Origin of the sequence: Rhodococcoides trifolii (assembly GCF_014635345.1) — a bacterium.
GTDB classification, from domain to species: Bacteria; Actinomycetota; Actinomycetes; order Mycobacteriales; family Mycobacteriaceae; genus Rhodococcoides; species Rhodococcoides trifolii.
In genome coordinates this window covers 510,084-529,163 of the sequence record NZ_BMCU01000002.1, presented here as the reverse complement: position 1 = coordinate 529,163, position 19,080 = coordinate 510,084, and the positions used below count along the sequence as shown (strand labels likewise).

Sequence of the window (19,080 nt, the reverse complement as noted above, 5' to 3'; positions counted from 1 at the left end):
ATACCGGCTGTGTTCGCAGTCGGTGCGGTGCTGGCGCAGATTTCCTATCCGCTGGTGTCCGGATCCGCCCGTGATGCCGTCACCTTCGCCGTGGTCGCACTGCTCGCTGCGGCGTGCTTGGCTCACGCCGTACAGACCCGAGGGCCGGCGTGGGCTCTCGCCCTGCTCGTCGTCACCGCCGGTGTAGGCCTCGTCGCGGAGATCATCGGTTCCAAGACCGGCTACCCCTTCGGTGACTACGCCTACGCGCAGGGACGCATCGGGCCCAGCGTGCAGGGTGTTCCCCTGGTGGTCCCCTTCGCCTGGACGGTCGGGCTCTACCCGGCCTGGTGTGTCGCCACCCAGCTGACGGTCAAGCCGCTCCCCCGTGTCGCGCTCGTGGCGGCAGGACTGGTCGGGTGGGATTTCTACCTGGATCCGCAGATGGTGCTCGACGGTCAGTGGACGTGGTTCAGCGACGCCGCGCAGCTCCCCGGCCTCCCCGACATCCCGTACACGAACTTCCTCGGGTGGGTACTGGTCGCGCTGATCATGGCCGTCGGGATGGAAGCGCTCGGACGTGTGCCCGCACGCACGACTGCCTATCCGGCGGTGCCCGTCGCCCTGTTCCTGTGGACGTGGCTCGGGTCGGCACTGGCCCACGCAGTGTTCCTGCCGGGGCTCGGATGGTCCGCCTTGTACGGCTTGGTCGCCATGGGAGTTGTCGGAGTTCCGCTGCTGGTGTCGCTACGATATCGCGTGTGTCACGACCTCCACTCGCGCGGCGATCGCGCAGGCTCTTCTCCGTCATCGCTCTGACCGTGCTCGTCGCTCCACTGCTGGCCGGTTGTCTGCGCGTGCAGGTCTCGATGGGTGTGTCCGCCAACGACCGGGTGTCCGGTCAGATCGTCGCGGCGACCATTCCGACGTCGGACTCCGATACCGGCCCCACACTGAATCCGCCGGATTCCATCGCGAGCAAGATTCGAGTGCAGCCGTACAACTCGGACGGATACGTCGGCAGCGAGGCATTCTTCAGCGATCTCACCTTCGGGGACGTGCAACAGCTCGCTGCGTTGTCCGATCAATCCGCCGGGGCGTATCAGCTGACTCTCACTCGCGCCGGGGACCTCGTGACGCTGGCCGGCCAGGTCGATCTGACCTCGGTTCCCGTACAGGGCACCGATGTTCAGTTCACCATCGCCTTCCCTGCCCGAGTGGCGACCACGAACGGCACCCGCGACGGAGACAACATCGTCACGTGGAAATTCCCCGCCGGCGAGAACACCACCGTCCGCGCCGAGGTTCGGTACTCCGATCCCAACACCCGGAGCTTTGCGGGCTGGGCGGGAATCGTCGGAGGTGTGACGGTCGGAGTGGCGGCAATCATCGCCGGTATGGCCTACGTGTCCAGGAACCCACCCGTTCGCCGGCGCGAGACGTCGGACACTTGATCGCTGGTGTGGTGCGGACGGGTACCGCCGTCAGCCTGCTCGGGGCCGCACTGGCCGCGGTCAACACGCTCACCGCGCCCCGCGTACGTCCGAACCCGACAGACACGTCGGCCGCCGAAACCATCACCGTCTGTATCCCGGCGCGCGACGAGGAACGCGACCTGCCGCTTCTGATCGCCGATCTTCGCGCTCAACGGGTCGCCGCGCCGATGCGTGTGCTCGTCCTCGACGACGGGTCGACCGACTCCACCGAAGCGGCGGCAACGCGCGCGATCGGCGGCGACGACAGGTTCACCATCCTCGACGGCGGCGTCGACGGCCAGGGAGGCGTCGGAAAGTCGGTGGCGTGCATCGAGCTCGGACGCGTTGCGCTGCAAGGCGAGTGCAGCGTTCTGATCTTTCTCGACGCCGATGTTCGGCTGGTTCCGGACGCCCTCGCGTCGGCCGTCACGGAACTGCGACGTGGGGGAACATCGTTGCTCAGTCCGTGGCCGCGACAGGATGCCGTCGGACTCGCCGAGCGTCTCGTCCAGCCGCTGCTCGTCTGGTCGTGGACCTCCACGCTCTACCTTCGGGGTGCGAACGCATCGCTGCGAGCGTCGACTGCGGTGGCGTGCGGTCAATTCCTCGTCCTCGACGCGCTCGCCTACCGCGCCATCGGAGGACACGAGTCGACTCGGTCGTCGGTGACCGACGACCTCACTCTCGCGCGCCGCTTTCGGGCTTCGGGATTCCCGACGGCGGTGGCCTACGCGGGCGAAGTCGCGTCCTGCCGGATGTACACCAGCACCCGAGAGGTCCGCGTCGGCTACACACGCTGGCTCTGGTCCGCATTCGGCCGGCCGGCCGCGATGCCGCCGGCCCTGCTGCTCGCGGTGACGGCCTGGGTCGTTCCCCCGATCGCGGCCGTGGTCGGCACCGGGTCGGTCCGGCGGTGGGGTCTGCTCGGGTACGCGGCGGCCGTCGCATCCCGTTCGATCACGCGTCGAGCCGAAGGACTGGGGCTCGATGTGCCTGCAGCCGCAACGCATCCCGTGTCGGTGTCGGCCGGCGTGGCGCTCGTCGTCGAATCAGCTCGCGGCCGCCGGCGCGGCACGCTCACGTGGAAGGACCGACGCCTGAGCGTCTGACGCGAACTCGGGTCGCGGCGCCGCGAGACCCAGGTTGGCCAGCACCTCGCTGGTCGCCCGGGCAAAGTTCAGGGTGATGAAGTGCAACGCCGGCGCCCCCTCCGCGATGAGCCGCTCCCCCATCGACGTCGCGAGGTCGATTCCGATGGCGCGCACTGCGGCGCGGTTCTCTTCCGGTCCGGAGCCGGCCGCGTGCTCGAGGCGCTTCTCGACTGCCGAAGGCAGACGCGATCCCGACAGTTCCACCGCACGCTTGACCGACCGGAGCGATGTGATCGGCATGATCTCCGGAATGATCGGCTTGCGACCCTGTTCCTCGTCGTAGGCCTCGACCCGGTCGCGCAGACGCAGGTAGTCCTCGACGTCGAAGAACATCTGGGTGATCGAATACTCGGCTCCGGCACGAAGTTTCGCGACCAGATGCTTCGTGTCGGTCTCGAGGTCCGGCGCTCGGTGGTGACCCTCCGGGAACGACGCGACACCCACGTGGAAGTCCCCGAGTCCACAGACCAGCCGCACCAGTTCCTCGGCGTACTCAACGCCGTCCGGGTGCTTCTCCCACGGGCCCAAAGGATCGCCGGGAGGGTCGCCGCGTAGCACCAGGATGTTGGAGATGCCGCGGTCCGCGTAGGCACCGACCATCGAGCGGAGTTCCGCGATGCTGTGCGAGACCGCCGTGAGGTGCGCGACGGGCAGGAGCGTGGTGGTCTCCGCCAGATCGCCGGTCACGCGAACCGTGCGGTCGCGGGTCGAACCGCCCGCCCCGTAGGTCATCGACACGAACGCCGGCCGCATCTGCTCGAACGTTCGGACGGCGCGCCACAGCCGCGCCTCGGCCTCGGCGTCGCGGGGTGGTGAGAACTCGACGGAGAACGGGATCCGAGATTCACGTGGTGCGGCGAGGCGATCCACCACCGAAGGCGTGCCGCTGGCGTGTCCCACTGCGTCCGTCACGTGTTCAGCATAGGTTCCGCCGTCCTACCGAGCGGTAACCGGTAGTGCTCGTCGGCATCGGGGTACGGCTCCGAATACGGCGCTAGAGTGGGACAAACCGTGCCACTCGTCTTCGTTGCACGTTCCTTGTTGCCGTTACCGACCAGGAGGCCCGCTCTGTCTGCCGGACCGCACGCACCCCGAGTGACCAGCCGACCGGTGACGGCCGACGGTTTCGTCGAATCGGTCGAGGACACCCTGCGGACGTTCGTGAACAGCCGGCGCGAGCTGGTCCAGGGGGTCAGCCCTGTCTACAGCGACGCCGTGGACGAACTGGTGTCGTTCGTATTACGCGGCGGCAAGCGGGTTCGTCCCGCGTTCGCGTGGACCGGATGGGTCGGCGCAGGCGGTGACCCGTCGTCGGCAGGCGCTCCTGCGGTGTTGGCAGTGTGTTCTGCCCTCGAACTCGTTCAAGCGTGCGCGCTGATCCACGACGACATCATCGACAGTTCGCTGACCCGCCGCGGGTTTCCTACCGTCCACGTCACGTTCGCCGAACGCCATCGCGCGCAAGGGTGGTCGGGCGACCCGGACCGATACGGCGAGTCCGTCGGGGTGCTGCTCGGTGATCTCGCGCTCTGCTGGGCAGACGACATGGTGCGCTTCGCGGACCTCGACGCGGACGCGGCCGGACGGGTCGCACCGGTGTGGTCGGCCATGCGCACCGAGGTCATGGGCGGCCAGCTTCTCGACATCACGGTCGAAGCCAGCGGCGACGAGTCCGTCGAGGCGGCACTGCGCATCGATCGGTACAAGACCGCGGCGTACACCGTCGAACGTCCACTGCTGATCGGTGCGGCCTTGGCCGACGCGGACCCCGCTCTCATCGCGGCCTATCACCGATTCGGCGCGGACATCGGCGTCGCGTTCCAACTGCGCGACGACCTGCTGGGCGTGTTCGGCGATCCGGAGATCACGGGTAAACCGTCGGGCGACGACCTGCGCGAGGGCAAACGAACAGTGCTGCTCGCGGTTGCTCTCGCAGCAGCCGATCGCGTCGCGCCCGACTCCGCGGCGATGATTCGGTCCAAGATCGGAACCGATCTCTCCGACGACGAGGTCGACACCCTGCGCAGTGCGCTCATCGACCTGGGTGCCGTCGACGACGTCGAATCGCGCATTTCTGCGCTCACCGACTCCGCGCTCGCGGAACTGGATCTGTCGGACGCCACGGCGCCGGCGAAGGAAAGGCTGCGCTCGATGGCATGGTCCGCAACTCGGCGGGAGTACTGATGACCCGCACGGTGTCCGGTCCCACGGATCACGTGGTGGTCGTGGGCGCAGGTCTGTCGGGTCTCGCTGCCGCACTTCACCTTCGGGGTAGTGGACGCGATGTCACCCTGATCGAGAAAAACGACACGGTCGGTGGCCGTGTGGGATCCGTCGAGGCGCCCGGTTATCGAATCGACACGGGCGCAAGCGTTCTCACCATGCCGAGCCTCATCGCCGAGGCGCTCGCCGCGGTCGGCGAGACGTTCGAGTCGACGACTCCGAAAATCGAACTGGTACACCTGAATCCGGCGTATCACACCCGATTCGCGGACGGCACCAGCATCGATGTCCATTCCGACCCGAAGCGCATGATCGACGAAGTGACGGCGAAGTGCGGACCCGAAGAGGCGGCACGCTACCGCCGATTGCGCCAGTGGCTCAGCGACGTCTTCGACTCCGAATTCGACCGATTCATCGACGCCAACTTCGACTCGCCACTGGACCTGATCCTCGGGAAAGGCGCACTGAAGGACACGCTGCGGCTGGTCGCACTCGGTGGATTCGGCAAGCTCGGTGCTCGCATCGACAAGCTCGTGACCGATCCCCGATTGCGCCGCATCTTCACCTTCCAGGCGTTGTACGCCGGTGTCGCACCGCGTAAAGCGCTCGCGGTCTACGGCGCGATCGCGCACATGGACACGTCCATGGGGGTGTCGTTTCCCATCGGCGGCATGCGCATCATCGCCGAATCGATGGCGGACGCGTTCGTCGGAGCCGGCGGAACCCTGCTGCTCGGGACGGGCGCTCGCAGCATCGAGTACGCGGGCGGCCGAGCACGCGCGGTCGTGACCGAGGACGGTGTCCGCCACGCCTGCGATGCGCTGGTGTTGACGCCCGACCTGTTGGTCACCGATCGACTGCTCCGTGACGCCGGTATAGAGGTCAAGCGCAAGACCCGCGTCTCACCGTCGTGTGTCGTGGTGCACGGCACCGTACCGACGTCGATCAGTAGCGCGTGGGAATCTCAGTCGCACCACACGATCGACTTCGGCGAGAACTGGGAGCAGACGTTCACGGAACTGACCGCGACCCGCGGCCGAGGTCGCCTGATGTCGGACCCCTCCCTGTTGATCACGCGCGTGTCGCAGTCGGACTCGTCTCTGCGCGTGACTCGTGACGGCGTCACCGCAGAGCCCATTTCCATTCTCGCGCCCTGCCCCAACCTCGAGAGTGCTCCGCTCGACTGGGACGCCTTGACCGACCCGTACGTGCAGGACGTACTCGAGACACTCGATCGTCGCGGCTACGGCGGGCTGCGCGAAAGCCTGACCATCGACCACATCGACACTCCGAAGACGTGGCTCAAGCAGGGGATGATTGCGGGAAGCCCGTTCTCCGCGTCGCACATCTTCCGCCAGACCGGCCCGTTTCGGCGTTCCAACGTGGTTCGCGAGGCACAGAACATCGTGCTGGCCGGCAGCGGAACCACACCAGGAGTCGGGGTTCCGACCGTACTGGTGTCCGGCAAGCTGGCTGCGGCGCGAATCGACGCGCAGATTCGCTGACTTTCCGCTGCAGCCAGTAAACTCGGTTCGCGTGCCGCACGGCCCGTCGGTCCGTCGCAACATCCGAGCTGGGAGGAACATGTCGACGTCCTCCCCCACTCGGACCGCGGACGGCCGATCCACGGTCGGTCGAGTGCGTGCCGTGAGGCAGTTCGCCGCAGGTTCTGCGGGCAGGGCAGCGTTCGTCGGTCTCGTCGGGTCCGTCCTGATCACCTTCGGTGGGTTCGGGTCCGGAGGAGTACGCCGTCGTGATCCCCTGCTCGAAGTCATGCATCTGTCGTGGCTGAGATTCGGGCACGGACTCGTGCTGTCCACCGCCATGGTGTGGATCGGTGTCTTGCTCATGATCGCGGCGTGGGTTCGCATCGGACGTGCGACGCTCGCCCATCGCACCACCACCCGTCAGCTGCTGTGGGTGGTTCCGCTGTGGATCACGCCGCTGCTTCTGGCCGTCCCCATGTTCAGTCGCGACGCGTATTCCTACCTCGCTCAGGGTGCGTTGTTGCGCGACGGTTTCGACCCGTACGCCGTGGGTCCCGTCGCCAATCCCGGCATCATCCTCGACAACGTGAGCAACGTATGGACCACGACGACGGCTCCGTACGGGCCGTTGTTCCTGCTCCTCGGCGAGGGAATCACGTCGATCACCGGGGACAACGTGGTGGCCGGGACAATGTTGCTGCGGCTCACGATGCTTCCCGGACTCGCGCTCACGATGTGGGGCGTGCCGAAGATCGCCCGGCACTTCGGCGCCGACCCCACCGTGGCGCTCTGGCTGGCGGTGCTGAACCCGCTGGTCCTCATTCACCTCATCGGTGGAGTGCACAACGAGATGCTCATGGTCGGACTCATGACCGCCGGAATTGCACTCGTTCTCGATCGACAGCACATCGCCGGCGTGGGCCTTGTCGCCGTCGCCGTGGCCATCAAGGCCACCGCGGGTATCGCGCTGCCGTTTCTGGTGTGGGTCTGGATGATCCACGAGCGGGAGAAGGAGGGCGAGGCGCAGCGCACGGGCCGTAAGCCGGTGCTGTTGTTGTTCGCCAAGACAGCCGGAATCGGGTTGGCCGTGTTCGTGGCGGTGTTCGTGGCCAGCTCCCTCATCGCGGGCGTCGGCATCGGCTGGCTGACGGCACTGTCCGGCTCCGCGAAGATCATCAACTGGCTGTCGCTGCCGACCATCCTCGCGCACCTGGTGACCGTCTCGACATCGTGGTTCACGGGTGTTCAACTCGCTCCGGTCCTCGAAGTGACGCGCATGCTGTGCGCAGTCGCTCTCGTGGTCATCCTCGCGTGGGCCTGGTGGCGGTTCCGGCGCACCGAACGCGACGCCGTCAACGGCATCCTGATCTCGCTCGTCGCGATCGTCATCCTGTCCCCCGCGGCCCTGCCCTGGTACTACTCGTGGCCGTTGGCCGTCGCCGCCGGGCTCACGATGAGCACCGGAACCCTGGCCGTTCTCGTCGGCCTGTCGGCCTGGTTGATGCTCGTGTTCCAGCCCGACGGGTCCATCGGTCTCTACACGTTCCCGCACGTCCTGCTCGCCACGTTCGCCGCCGTGGTGGCTGCCGCCTCGCTCCGAACAGTGGATCCGCTGCGGCTGCGATCCGTTGCCAGCAGGGTCGACACCCACGACAAAGTTTCCCGAGGAGCAGTGGAGCAGTAGATGGATCCGACTCTGTCAGAGGCATATCGGTTGTGCAGGTCCATTGCGGCCGAACACGGAAAGACCTACTTCCTCGCGACGCGGCTGCTTCCGGCCGAGCGCCGACCTGCCGTACACGCGCTGTACGCGTTCGCGCGCATGGTCGACGACATCATCGACGTCGACATGATCGCCGATCGCGACGACCCGGACGCCGTCGCCGACGGAACCACAGCACTGTGGTCCATCGAGGAAGCTCTCCTCGCCGGTCTGGACCATCGCACGGCGTCGGTCGATCTCGGTTCGAAGGAGCGTTCCCTCGTCCTGGCGGCCCTGCTCGACACCGCCACGCGGTACGACATCCCCACCGAATACTTCACCGCGTTCATGACGTCCATGCAGATGGACGTGCCTACCTCACCGCTGTACCGGTCGCGGTACGCCGACATGGACGAACTGCGGACGTACATGTACGGATCGGCCGCCGTCATCGGACTGCAGATGCTGCCCGTTCTCGGCACCGTCGTGGACGTCGAGGAAGCGCGCCCCTCCGCCGCCGCACTCGGAGAAGCGTTCCAGCTCACGAACTTCGTTCGCGACGTGGGCGAGGACCTGGACCGCGATCGCATCTACCTGCCCGCCGACGATCTCGCCGCATTCGGTGTCGACGAGGACCTACTGCGGTGGAGTCGGCAGACCGGCCGGACCGATCAGCGCATCGTGCGGGCACTCGCGCACACCGTCGCGCTCACCCGCGCCCTGTACCGCAGTGCGCAACCCGGGATCGGCATGCTCGAACCGCGGGCACGCGCCGGCATCGGTGTCGCCTTCGCGCTCTACGGCGAAATACTCGACGCAGTGGAGAACGACGGCTTCACCGCGCTCACCACACGCTCGCACGTACCGAACCGTCGGCGCCTCGCGGTTGCCACGTCGGCGGCCACCCGCGGTGTCCGGACTCGATTGGTGCAGCGCTAGAACGCCATTGCCTGCGCCCTGCGGATCACCTCACGGGCGTGCTGACCGCGGAGTACGTCGATCGGCGTGCCCGGCAGGGTGTCGTCGGGCGTGTACAGCCATCGCAGAATCGCAGGGTGGCCGTAGCCACCGTCGAGCATGACGGCGATCAGACCGGGAAGCTGCTTGAGCGGTTGGCCGTCGTCACCCAGGAACTTGGTCGGAATCGAGACGACACCGTCTCGGCGCAGAGCGATGAGCTTCTGATCTCGCACGAGCTGGTGCACCCTCGACACGGACAGACCGATGAGGTCGGCCGCGTCGGAAAGCGGCAGGACCGACTCGTCGGCAGGCAGGACGTCGTCGCAGAATGGAATGGCACTCACAGGTGTCAACGGTAGTCACCGGCCGTCGTCCGTCGGTCGGCTGGCTACCATCGAACCCGAGACAACCTCCGGTGAACGACTCGGTGACTGAAATGAGGGGGCGTAGGTGATTCCGTCAGGACGGAGCTTGCTCGGTGCGATCGTCGACGGTCGATACCGTGTCGATGCCCCGATCGCGCGCGGCGGAATGTCCACGGTCTACCGCGGCCTGGACACCCGCCTCGACCGGCCGGTCGCCATCAAGATCATGGATCCGCAGTTCGCGGCGGACCCGGCGTTCGTTCAGCGCTTCGAGTTCGAGGCGCGGGCGGTGGCCCGGCTCAGTCACCCCGGTCTGGTCGCCGTGTACGACCACGGCCGTGACGGCGAGCTCGCCTTTCTGGTCATGGAGCTGGTCGAGGGCGGAACGCTGCGCGAGCTCCTGCGCGAGCGCGGGCCGATGCCTCCCCACGCCGCTGCCGCGGTGATGCAACCGGTGCTCGACGCGCTGGCCGTCGCGCATCGGGCGGGCCTGGTGCACCGCGACGTGAAACCGGAGAACGTGCTGATCTCCGACGGCGGTGAAGTCAAGATCGCCGATTTCGGGCTCGTACGCGCCGTCGCTGCGTCGACGACGACGTCCAACAGCGTGATCCTGGGCACCGCCGCCTACCTGTCACCCGAGCAGGTGACCGTCGGGAAGGGCGATGCACGCAGCGATGTCTACTCGGCCGGCATCCTGCTGTTCGAGGTGCTGACGGGCGGCACCCCGTTCACCGGAGACACGTCGCTGTCCATTGCCTACCAGCGCATCGAGAACGATGTCCCGCCGCCCAGTTCACGCATTGCCGGTGTCCCACCCCAGTTCGACACGCTCGTGCGCCACGCGGCGGACCGGAACCCCGACGCCCGTTTCGCCAACGCGGACGCGATGGCCGAGGCACTGCGCTCGGTGTCGCGCACATTGCATCTGCCGCCCTATCGGGTGCCCGCACCGTCGAAGTCGGCGGAGCACCTCAGCGCCGAGACGCTGGCGTCGCCGCGCCCTTACGCACCCGAAGCGCCGCGCACCCCGGAGACAGCCATGGTGGCCGTCCCGCACGGCGACGTGGTGCGCGACGCGGGCCCGCACCAGACCCGCATGGTCACCACCGCCACGGCGCGAGAGAACGACCCGGAACCACCGCCTCCCCCGCCCAGCCGTGGGTTCGCGTTCCCGGACTTCGACGCCGAACGTCGGAAGTCCCGGCGGACGGTGATTGCGTGGCTGCTGGTGATCTTGCTGCTCGCACTGGCGGTCGGATTCGGCGGATGGTGGATGGGATCCGGTCGATACACCGCAGTCCCGGCAACCGACGGCATGAGTCGGACCACCGCCGAGGCGGCACTCGAGGCCGCCGACCTCACCACCACCGTGCGTGGAACGTACTCCGACACCGATCCACCCGATCGACTGCTCGGAACCGATCCCGTGGCCGGGTCACGCATCGCGAAGGGCGCGAGCGTGGCCCTTCTGGTTTCCCTGGGACAACCGGCGGTTCCGTCGCTCGCCGCGACGTCGAACCGTGGAGAGGTGGAGCAGGCCCTCCGCGATCGAACGTTCAAGCCTGTCTCCGGCGGTGAGGCGTTTTCGACCACTGCGGCCGTCGGTACCGTCGCCGCGCTCGACCCGCCGTCCGGCACCACGCTGCCCGTCGGTACCACCGTCAAGATCGTCTTGAGCAAAGGCGCTCCGCCCGTTCAGGTTCCGAACGTCGCCGGTGCGAGCGAGGCGGAGGCGCGGGCCGCACTCGAATCGGTCGGGATCTCCGTAGGAACCGTCGACACCACGTTCGACGAGAACGTCGACGCAGGCAAAGCCATCGCCACCGACCCGCCGGCGGGGCAGACCGTCACCGCCGGATCCGAGATCACCTTGTCGGTCTCGAACGCCGTCCCGGTTCCGTCCGTGGTCGCGAATTCGGTCGGAACCGCCCGCAACACACTTCAGGCTCTCGGACTGAAGGTCGTCGTGCGGCAGGTTGCGCAGACCGACCGCTCCTTCGTGCTGTCCCAAACCCCCGGCGCAGGAGAGCGAATCGAGCCGGGCGGCACCGTCACGCTGGTGTCGCTTCCCTAGCCCCGGAGCATCCAGTCCCCGGGCATCCAGTCCCCGAGCATCTAGTCCCTGAGCATCTCCGCGACCAAGAACGCGAGTTCGAGCGACTGCTGCGTGTTCAGGCGAGGGTCACAAGCGGTCTCGTAGCGTCCCGACAGGTCGAGGTCCGAGATGTCCTGCGCGCCACCGAGGCACTCGGTGACGTTCTCTCCGGTCAGTTCCACGTGGATGCCGCCCGGGTGGGTTCCGAGTCCGTTGTGGACCTCGAAGAATCCCTGCACCTCGTCGACGATCCGGTCGAAGTGACGCGTCTTGTAACCGGTGGACGCCTCGTGGGTGTTGCCGTGCATCGGGTCGCACTGCCAGATGACCTGATGCCCGGTCGCCTGCACTTTCTCGATGATGCCCGGCAGGATGTCGCGCACCTTGCCGTTGCCCATCCGTGAGATCAGGGTCAACCGGCCCGGCTTGTTGGTCGGATCGAGCCGCTCGACGTACTCGACGGCCATTTCCGGCGTGGTACTCGGACCGATCTTCAGACCGATCGGGTTCGACACCATCTCGGCGAACGCGATGTGCGCCCCGTCGAGTTGGCGGGTGCGGTCGCCGATCCACAGGAAGTGCGCTGACAAGTCGTACAGCTTGGGATGGTCACTGTCGTTGTCCAGGCGCAGCATGGCCCGTTCGTAGTCGAGCACGAGCGCTTCGTGGCTGGCGAAGATGGTGGCCTGGTGCAGGTTCGGGTCCTGCACTCCGCACGCGTCCATGAATCGCAGTCCGCGGTCGATCTCGGCCGCGAGCTGTTCGTAGCGCGCTCCTGCGGGTGAGTTCTGTACGAACTCACGGTTCCAGTCGTGGACCTTGTGCAGGTCCGCCATACCGGCGCCCGTCAGAGCCCGTACGAGATTCATCGCGGCACTGGCGTTGGCGTAGGCGCGGACGAGACGCGAAGGGTCGTGCACGCGGACCGCGTCGTCGGCCACCAGTGAGTTGACCATGTCGCCGCGGTAGGACCGCAGGCCCAGTGCATCGGTGTCCGACGAGCGAGGCTTGGCGTACTGCCCTGCGATGCGGGCAACCTTCACGACGGGGACGGATGCGCCGTAGGTGAGCACGACCGCCATCTGCAGCAGGGTCCGGATGTTGCCCTTGATGTGCGGCTCGGTGTTGTCGACGAAGGTCTCTGCACAGTCGCCTCCCTGCAGCAGGAAGGCCTCCCCACGGGCCACGGCCGCAAGATTGTCCGACAGCGTCTCGACTTCGCTGGCCACCGTGATCGGCGGGACACTCTCGAGCACCTTGCGCATGGCCTCGGCCTGGTCGGCCGGCCAGTTCGGCTGTTGCGCGGCGGGCTTCGTCAGCGCCTCGTCGAGCTGATCGCGCATGGCGGCAGGGAGGGGCGGCAATTCGGGCAGGCGCTCGATGGGAACATCCACAGTCCAGTTCACCCGTACAGGGTAGTTGCTCACCAACTGCGCGCGACGGCGGCCTCGATGGCTCTGAACTTGGCAAGGTTGTGGCGTGCATCGGCCAGTGCGTCGTGCGAATCGTCGGGAACCGGCGGAAGAGGCGGACTGCCCGAGTCCTCCCACAACTGCTTGAGTTCGCGCGTGAAGCGCGGCATGGCACGAGGCAGCGCAGTCATGGGCCCCCACAGCTGACACACCGCCACGTGGTCGTACGCGGCGACCCACGCCCACAGCTCGACAGACGGCGCAGCCGTAAGGAACTCGAGCAGCTCGTCGCGGATCTGCGTACGTGAGCGCCACAATGGTGACGAGAACGGCGGAAGCTTGGGCAGCACGTTCCGACGTACCCATTTACCTGCACGTTCGGGGTCGAACTCGGTGGAGACCGCATAATATTCACGGCCGTCCTCGGCGGCGACGCCGATGGACACCAGCTCGATTGTGCGACCATCCTCGATGAACTCGCAGTCGTAGAAATAGCGCACCGGACCAGCGTAGGTCACCGAACCACAGCATGAATTATCAGGACGGACGAGTACTGCACCGATGAGCACACCAACCCCGACCGAATACAGCGGCCCGACGGTGAGCGTGCCCGGTCCGGTGCGGCTGCTCGGAAAGGTCGTCGTGTCGGTCGCGGTGGTCGTCGGGATTCTCTACAACCTCGCGGGCTTCCCGCCCCTGCGCGAGTTCGGATTTCCCTATCGAATCGACCTCGACGTCTACCGCATCGGCGGCGGCGCGCTTCTGCACGGTGTCGATCTCTACGGCCCACTTCCGCGCACGTTCTACGACATACCGCTCCCCTTCACCTATCCCCCGTTGGCGGCGATCTCCTTCAGCCCGATGGCGGCCATTCCGCTGAACGCCGCCGGGACGATCATGTCGTTGATGTCGATGGGGACCCTCGCGATCACGGTGTTTGTCGCACTCCGCGCACTCGTCACACTGACCGTCTCGACCACCCTGTGGATCACCGCCGCGGTCGGCGCAGTCGCGTTCGCCCTCGAACCGGTGTGGTCGACGTTCGACTACGGTCAGATCAACATCGTGCTGATGTGCCTCGTCACTCTCGACGTGTTGCTGAAGAAGACGCCGTGGCCGCGCGGAACCCTCATCGGGGCGGTCACCGCCATCAAGCTGACGCCCGCTGTGTTCGTTCTGTATTTTTTGGTCAAGCGCGATTACCGCTCCGCTGTCGTCACCGGAATCAGCTTCCTCGTGTTCACCGCCATCGGCTTTGCGATCACGTTCTCGAATTCGGTCCGGTACTGGACCGAGGTGCTGATCGACTCGTCTCGCATCGGCAACCCGCCGTACATCTCGAATCAGAGCATCACGGGATTGCTGGCACGGCTGGGTATGGACGAATCGCTGCGCACGAAGCTGTGGATCGTCATCAGTGCAGTGGTGCTCGCGATCGCCGTGGTCGCCATTCATCGAGCCCTTCGCGCCGGCCAGCCGTTGCTGGCACTGTGCGTGAACGCAGTTCTCGGGCTGCTGGTGTCGCCGGTGTCCTGGTCTCACCACTGGGTCTGGGCGGTCCCGCTGATGGTCGCGCTGGGGTACGTCGCACTGACACGCCGAAGTGTCGTGTTCGCCGCTCTGGTGGTCTCCGGGATTCTGCTGATGCACTATCCCGCGCATTGGCGACTCGGGCAGGGCCGTTGGAACGGTCTGGACTGGCCGCTGCAGGATCAGATGATCGCGTCGTCCTACGTGTGGTGGGGGTTGGCGTGCATCGTCGCCGTGGCACTACTGCCCGACGGACGCGTCAGGAGGCCTTCGCGTCCGGAAGTCGAGACGAGGCCTGCGCCGTCCCCGGCGTAGCCGGCTTCTCCTTGAGGCTCGCGGCGTAGACGTCGACGTACTCCTGCCCACTGAGCTTCATGAGGTCGTACATCACCTCGTCCGCCACAGCGCGCTCGACGAACCGGTTGCCGGCCATGCCCTCGTATCGCGAGAAGTCCAGCGGCTCACCGATCTTGATGGTGACCTTGGCCGGCTTCCAGATGCGGGACCCGATGGGATTGACCTTCTCGGTGCCGATCATGGCGACAGGGATGACGGTTGCGCCCGATTCGAGAGCGAGGCGAGCCAGCCCGGTCTTGCCCTTGTACAGACGCCCGTCGGGTGAGCGAGTTCCCTCGGGGTAGATGCCGAGAAGTTTTCCCTTGCCCAGCACCCGCATGCCCGCGTCCAACGCGTCCTGCGCGGCGTCGGCTCCGGTGCGATCGATCGGAACCTGACCCATGGCCGTGAAGAATCGACGTTGGAACGCCCCCTTCAGACCGGTACCTGTGAAGTACTCGCTCTTGGCGAGGAACGTTATTCTGCGCGGGACGACGAGAGGCAGGAAGAACGAATCGAGCACCGCCTGATGGTTGCTCGCGAGAATCGCCTTCCCGTCGGTGGGAACGTTTTCCAGTCCGACAACGGTCGGGCGACCGAGAAGACGGAGAAGAGGACCGACCGTCAAGTACTTCACAACCCAGTACCACATGCCTGCGTCCCTCTTTCCGACTGTGTTCGTTGGCCCCGCGACACTGCGAACTCTACTCACGGTTTATGACAGCAGCCACACTCGCAAGACACTGTTGGACACATCTCACATCTCGGTCAGGCGTGTGCGGCGCCGACCTCGACGCGGGCCAACTCGGCTGCTCCGATCATGCCGGCGGCCTCACCGAGTTGCGTCGCCCTGATCCGAGCGAGTGGACGGTGGCCCGCGCCGGTGATCTGCGTGGCGTAGTGCTCGCGCGCCGCATCCAGGAACAGTGCGGACGAACTCGCGACGCCACCGGCGATCACCATCCGGTCGGGGTCGTATACGTCGGACACCATCGCGAGACCGATTCCGAGCCACCGCGCGAATTCGGCAATGGTGTCGAGTGCCACCACGTCGCCGTCCTGCGCGGCCCCTGCGATCCGCCGACCGGTCAGTGATCCGGGATCGAGGAAGGCTTCACGCGCCAGCACCGTCGACCCGCGAGGGTTGGCGGCCAGCAACTCGACGGCCGTATCCACCAGCGCCGTTCCGCTGCAGTAACGCTCCCAGCACCCGCGCTTGCCGCAACCGCACTGACGGCCGTCGGCGACGACCTGGAGGTGGCCCAACTCGGGCGCGATGCCGTAGCTCCCACGGTAGATCTTGCCGTCGATCAGCAGGGCCGCCCCGATTCCGGTGCCGATCGCGATCATCACCACGTTGCCGGCTCCGGCGGCCGCGCCGAATCGATGCTCGGCCCACGCAGCCGCGTTCGCGTCGTGCTCGAGGATGACCGGTACGCCGAGACGCTCGGTCATCTCCCGTGCCACCGGACGGTTCACCCACGGCAGGTGCGGCGCGAACCGTACGACAGTGCGATCGGAGTTGATGAAACCCGCCACCGCCAAACCCACGGCCGCGATGTCGTGGCGACTCGCCAACTCGCGTACAGCCCGGTCGATTCCGTTCTCGAGTGCGCGTGAACTCTGGGGGGTCGGCGCCTGCGTCGAGTCGACGACCTGACCGTCGACGTCGACCACGGCGGCCCGGATGCTCGTGCCACCGACGTCGATCCCGATCGTCAGAGGGCGTCGAACCCGAGAATACGAACTCATCCCAGCGTGTCCCTCTACTCCGGCCTGTTTTCGGCCTGCCCGTTGCAGGCCGAAGTGTCATTCTTTGACCGTTACCGTAATCGGCTCGTACGTGCGCTTTCGCCTGGCCTCGCCCCAACCCGTCGGCGCCCCGATCGGGGACTGCGACTCCGCGGCCGACTCCGAAGTCGAATCTTGTTGATGTGCAACAGGATCGGTCGATGCCGGCTTCTGTACGTGCTCGCCGAGGAGGTCGCGCACCAGCGTGAGAATCTGTTCCATCTCGCCGCCGGCCAACGACAGGAGGTCGTGTCGTTCGCCTTTCAGAAAGGCGGCGGCGGCGCACAGTGGGCACCAGCTGCAGCCCTGCCATTCCGCGCCGGTGCCGGCACCTTCGTCGAGGCGGCGGATCACCGGCTCGAGCCGGTCCAGGACGGTCTCGACGAGAACACGGAAGTCGGCTGCGAGGTCGCGTTCTCCGGAACTCACGTCGGCCAGACCGATGGATCGGGGACGAAGCGAACGGTCAGGGTGGCGTCGTCGAGTTCGGCTCCGACCACATCACAGCGACGCAGCACCGACGCGAGACGGAAGCGTCGGCGTACCCGCCCGGCACTCACGATCACGTCGTCCTCCACCCGCCCCACACTCACCGTGTCGGGATCGACCAACGGCAGTTCCACCGTCATCACGTACACGGAATCGAGACCCGCTCCGGACTCGTGCCGAACCTGTGGTTCGACCCTCGGGAACGGATCATTGCCCGATGCGTTGCGCTCGTCGACCAGGTCGTCGGCGATCGCATCGAGAGACGTCAACCCTACCGGCTCGTGCAATGCCGACCGCACCCTGACCACCCGGAGGGTGGGTAATTCTCGGACCAGAATATCGAGCTGCTGTTCCTGATCCGAGCGCATGGCCTCGAACCAGAAGACCGACGGGTGAGTCCCGAGGACGGTGGTGGGCGCAGAGCCGAACTGAGGGACGAGCATGTTGACGACCACCGACGACGTCGTGATCCCGAGAATGGAGTTCGCTGCGAGCAACTCCCTGGTCTCGGCCAGTACCACGGCGTTCGCTGTCGTCACCACGGTCGCGGTCGTCCCGGGATCGGTCAGCATGGCGGCGACCTCGGCCGCCCCGGAATCCATCCGCTCGAGCAGCGAGACGACGACCGCGAGTCGCGGATCGCCGCCGACACCCGCGGTGACGCGGCTGTGCCGCGGCCAGATTCGTTCCAGATAATCGCCGACGAGCGAGGGAACGGTGGCCATCGCGAGCCAATCCGCAGTAGCCGGGCAGTCCACGACGATGTCGTCCCACCGACCGCTACCGACGAGATCACGAACGGTGTCCAGCCCGGCCAGGTCCTGAACCCCCGGTACGGACGTCAGTTCTTCGGGATCGAGCATCGCGAGTCCGGAGTCGTGTCGGTGCGCTCCTGCTGCAGTCGCCAGGGCGGCGAGTGAGCGATAGCGCGATTCGAGAACACCGAGAGAGTCGATCTCGACCATGTCGAGGTTGTCAGCGACGGAGCGCACCGCCGCAGGTTCGCCCACCGGACTGGCGGCGGCACCGATAACCGAGGTGAGCGAGTGAGCCCGGTCGATGGACGCGAGCAGAACGCGTCGGCCCGCACGCGCGGCAGCCACGGCCGTGGCCGCCGCCATGGTGCTCTTCCCGGTACCGCCCTTGCCGACGAACAGCTGCACGCGCGAGCGCGCGACCGCGTCGGGTGTCAGCCCTCGACCCGCTTCTTGAGTTCCTTGAGCGCCGTGTCGGTGATGACCTTCTCCGCCTTGCGTTTGAACAACCCGATCATCGGGATGGTGAGGTCGACGGTGAGCTCGTAGGCCACGTCGGTGGTGCCGTCCGCGTTGTCGACGAGCGTGTAGGAACCGACCTGAGACTTCTGCATCTCACCCGAAACCAAGTGCCAGTCAACCGATTTCCCGTTGGCGGCCCAGTCGTACTTCAGCTCGTAGGTGTCCTTGACCATGCCGGCGTCGAGAACGAACCGCACGCGCTCGGCGCGCCCGGACGCGGCGACCTCGAGCACCTCGACGGACTTGGCGGCCGAGACCCAATCGGGATATGCGGGGAAGTCCGCGATCACATCCATCACCTTGTCGGACGACGCATCGACGACGATCGACCTCTTGGTCTGCTCTGCCATGGCGGGTGTTGGATCCTTCCATCGGTACGTGCACGTCTATTCCACATGATCAGGGGCCCGCGTACAACGGTGGCTCCCCCGGCGCGCGCCCACGCTCGGTCTCGGCCTTCAAATCGAACGACATCGTCTTGCCTGCGATGCGGCGTGTGCGGGTGATCGCCGCCGGGTCTCCACAGCCGGCCGGCTCCGCGTGCAAGAAGTAATGGACTATGACTCCGTCGAGCGACGGTTCGAGCCAGACCTCCATGGTGCCGACGAGCTCGCCGCCGACCACCCACCGCACACCTTTTCCGCCGCGATCTTCCTTGACCTGCACGTCGAGACCGGGAAACCACCGACGCCATCGGCGCCGTTCACCGAGAACCTGCGCAACCACTTCTCCCGGGGCCGCCACGAAGGTCTGGTCGGCAACCTGAACGCTGCTCATGCGGCAAGCTTCACACACTGCCGACTGT

At 66.5% G+C, this 19,080-nt stretch carries 19 protein-coding genes; 9 read left to right on the top strand and 10 right to left on the bottom strand.

Annotated features, from left to right (window positions below):
* Positions 1-9 precede the first annotated feature (9 nt).
* The 3 genes from IEW02_RS09670 to IEW02_RS09660 are packed head-to-tail and all read left to right on the top strand — an operon-like array spanning position 10 to position 2,563.
* Positions 10-798, top strand: coding sequence for a carotenoid biosynthesis protein (locus IEW02_RS09670; protein ID WP_308933169.1), 789 nt, complete (start codon positions 10-12; stop codon positions 796-798).
* Positions 741-1,433, top strand: coding sequence for an LppM family (lipo)protein (locus tag IEW02_RS09665; protein ID WP_188544586.1), 693 nt, complete (start codon positions 741-743; stop codon positions 1,431-1,433). Before IEW02_RS09670 ends, IEW02_RS09665 begins: the two co-directional genes overlap by 58 nt.
* The gene (locus tag IEW02_RS09660; protein ID WP_308933168.1) at positions 1,430-2,563 is read left to right on the top strand and encodes a glycosyltransferase family 2 protein; all 1,134 of its coding nucleotides are present in this window, start codon (positions 1,430-1,432) and stop codon (positions 2,561-2,563) included. The genes IEW02_RS09665 and IEW02_RS09660 overlap by 4 nt, the downstream gene beginning before the upstream one ends.
* On the opposite strand, the gene IEW02_RS09655 is transcribed toward IEW02_RS09660, so the two are convergent.
* Positions 2,504-3,517, bottom strand: coding sequence for a methylenetetrahydrofolate reductase (locus IEW02_RS09655; RefSeq protein ID WP_229745914.1), 1,014 nt, complete (start codon positions 3,515-3,517; stop codon positions 2,504-2,506). The two genes, IEW02_RS09660 and IEW02_RS09655, sit on opposite strands and share 60 nt — an antisense overlap.
* 183 nt (positions 3,518-3,700) lie before the next feature.
* Between IEW02_RS09655 and IEW02_RS09650 the strand changes: the two genes are divergently transcribed.
* From IEW02_RS09650 to IEW02_RS09635, 4 genes are all read left to right on the top strand, one after another.
* On the top strand, positions 3,701-4,789 hold the full coding sequence (locus IEW02_RS09650; RefSeq protein WP_229745913.1) for a polyprenyl synthetase family protein: 1,089 nt from the start codon (positions 3,701-3,703) through the stop codon (positions 4,787-4,789).
* Positions 4,789-6,333, top strand: coding sequence for a phytoene desaturase family protein (gene crtI, locus IEW02_RS09645; RefSeq protein ID WP_188544585.1), 1,545 nt, complete (start codon positions 4,789-4,791; stop codon positions 6,331-6,333). The genes IEW02_RS09650 and crtI overlap by 1 nt, the downstream gene beginning before the upstream one ends.
* A gap of 79 nt (positions 6,334-6,412) precedes the next feature.
* A complete protein-coding gene (locus IEW02_RS09640) occupies positions 6,413-7,999 on the top strand; it encodes an alpha-(1->6)-mannopyranosyltransferase A (RefSeq protein WP_188544584.1) in 1,587 nt (528 codons plus the stop codon).
* Complete coding sequence (locus IEW02_RS09635; RefSeq protein ID WP_188544583.1) at positions 8,000-8,956, top strand: phytoene/squalene synthase family protein; 957 nt, start codon at positions 8,000-8,002, stop codon at positions 8,954-8,956.
* Here the strand turns inward: IEW02_RS09635 and IEW02_RS09630 are convergent.
* Positions 8,953-9,321, bottom strand: a complete 369-nt coding sequence (locus IEW02_RS09630) for an Rv2175c family DNA-binding protein (protein ID WP_188544582.1) — start codon at positions 9,319-9,321, stop codon at positions 8,953-8,955. The genes IEW02_RS09635 and IEW02_RS09630 overlap by 4 nt on opposite strands.
* Before the next feature lie 106 nt (positions 9,322-9,427).
* Here IEW02_RS09630 and pknB point away from each other — a divergent pair, with 106 nt between their 5' ends.
* A complete protein-coding gene (gene pknB, locus IEW02_RS09625; protein WP_188544581.1) occupies positions 9,428-11,419 on the top strand; it encodes a Stk1 family PASTA domain-containing Ser/Thr kinase in 1,992 nt (663 codons plus the stop codon).
* 41 nt (positions 11,420-11,460) lie between these two features.
* On the opposite strand, the gene IEW02_RS09620 is transcribed toward pknB, so the two are convergent.
* A complete protein-coding gene (locus IEW02_RS09620; RefSeq protein ID WP_188544580.1) occupies positions 11,461-12,846 on the bottom strand; it encodes a class II 3-deoxy-7-phosphoheptulonate synthase in 1,386 nt (461 codons plus the stop codon).
* Between the two features lie 17 nt (positions 12,847-12,863).
* Positions 12,864-13,352, bottom strand: coding sequence for a polyadenylate-specific 3'-exoribonuclease AS (locus IEW02_RS09615; protein ID WP_188545256.1), 489 nt, complete (start codon positions 13,350-13,352; stop codon positions 12,864-12,866).
* A gap of 61 nt (positions 13,353-13,413) precedes the next feature.
* Here IEW02_RS09615 and IEW02_RS09610 point away from each other — a divergent pair, with 61 nt between their 5' ends.
* Positions 13,414-14,697, top strand: a complete 1,284-nt coding sequence (locus IEW02_RS09610; RefSeq protein WP_188544579.1) for a glycosyltransferase 87 family protein — start codon at positions 13,414-13,416, stop codon at positions 14,695-14,697.
* On the opposite strand, the gene IEW02_RS09605 is transcribed toward IEW02_RS09610, so the two are convergent.
* From IEW02_RS09605 to IEW02_RS09580, 6 genes are all read right to left on the bottom strand, one after another.
* The gene (locus IEW02_RS09605; protein WP_188544578.1) at positions 14,642-15,370 is read right to left on the bottom strand and encodes a lysophospholipid acyltransferase family protein; all 729 of its coding nucleotides are present in this window, start codon (positions 15,368-15,370) and stop codon (positions 14,642-14,644) included. The two genes, IEW02_RS09610 and IEW02_RS09605, sit on opposite strands and share 56 nt — an antisense overlap.
* 116 nt (positions 15,371-15,486) lie before the next feature.
* Complete coding sequence (locus IEW02_RS09600) at positions 15,487-16,470, bottom strand: ROK family protein (protein ID WP_188544577.1); 984 nt, start codon at positions 16,468-16,470, stop codon at positions 15,487-15,489.
* Between the two features lie 57 nt (positions 16,471-16,527).
* Entirely contained in the window at positions 16,528-16,938 is a 411-nt protein-coding gene (locus IEW02_RS09595; protein WP_188544576.1) for a hypothetical protein, read from the bottom strand.
* Entirely contained in the window at positions 16,935-18,161 is a 1,227-nt protein-coding gene (locus tag IEW02_RS09590) for an ArsA family ATPase (protein ID WP_188544575.1), read from the bottom strand. The genes IEW02_RS09595 and IEW02_RS09590 overlap by 4 nt, the downstream gene beginning before the upstream one ends.
* 26 nt (positions 18,162-18,187) lie before the next feature.
* On the bottom strand, positions 18,188-18,625 hold the full coding sequence (locus IEW02_RS09585) for an SRPBCC family protein (protein WP_188544574.1): 438 nt from the start codon (positions 18,623-18,625) through the stop codon (positions 18,188-18,190).
* 49 nt (positions 18,626-18,674) lie between these two features.
* Positions 18,675-19,052 carry a polyketide cyclase / dehydrase and lipid transport gene (locus IEW02_RS09580; RefSeq protein WP_188544573.1) on the bottom strand — a complete coding sequence of 126 codons (378 nt, stop codon included), beginning with the start codon at positions 19,050-19,052 and terminating at the stop codon, positions 18,675-18,677.
* Positions 19,053-19,080 lie beyond the last annotated feature (28 nt).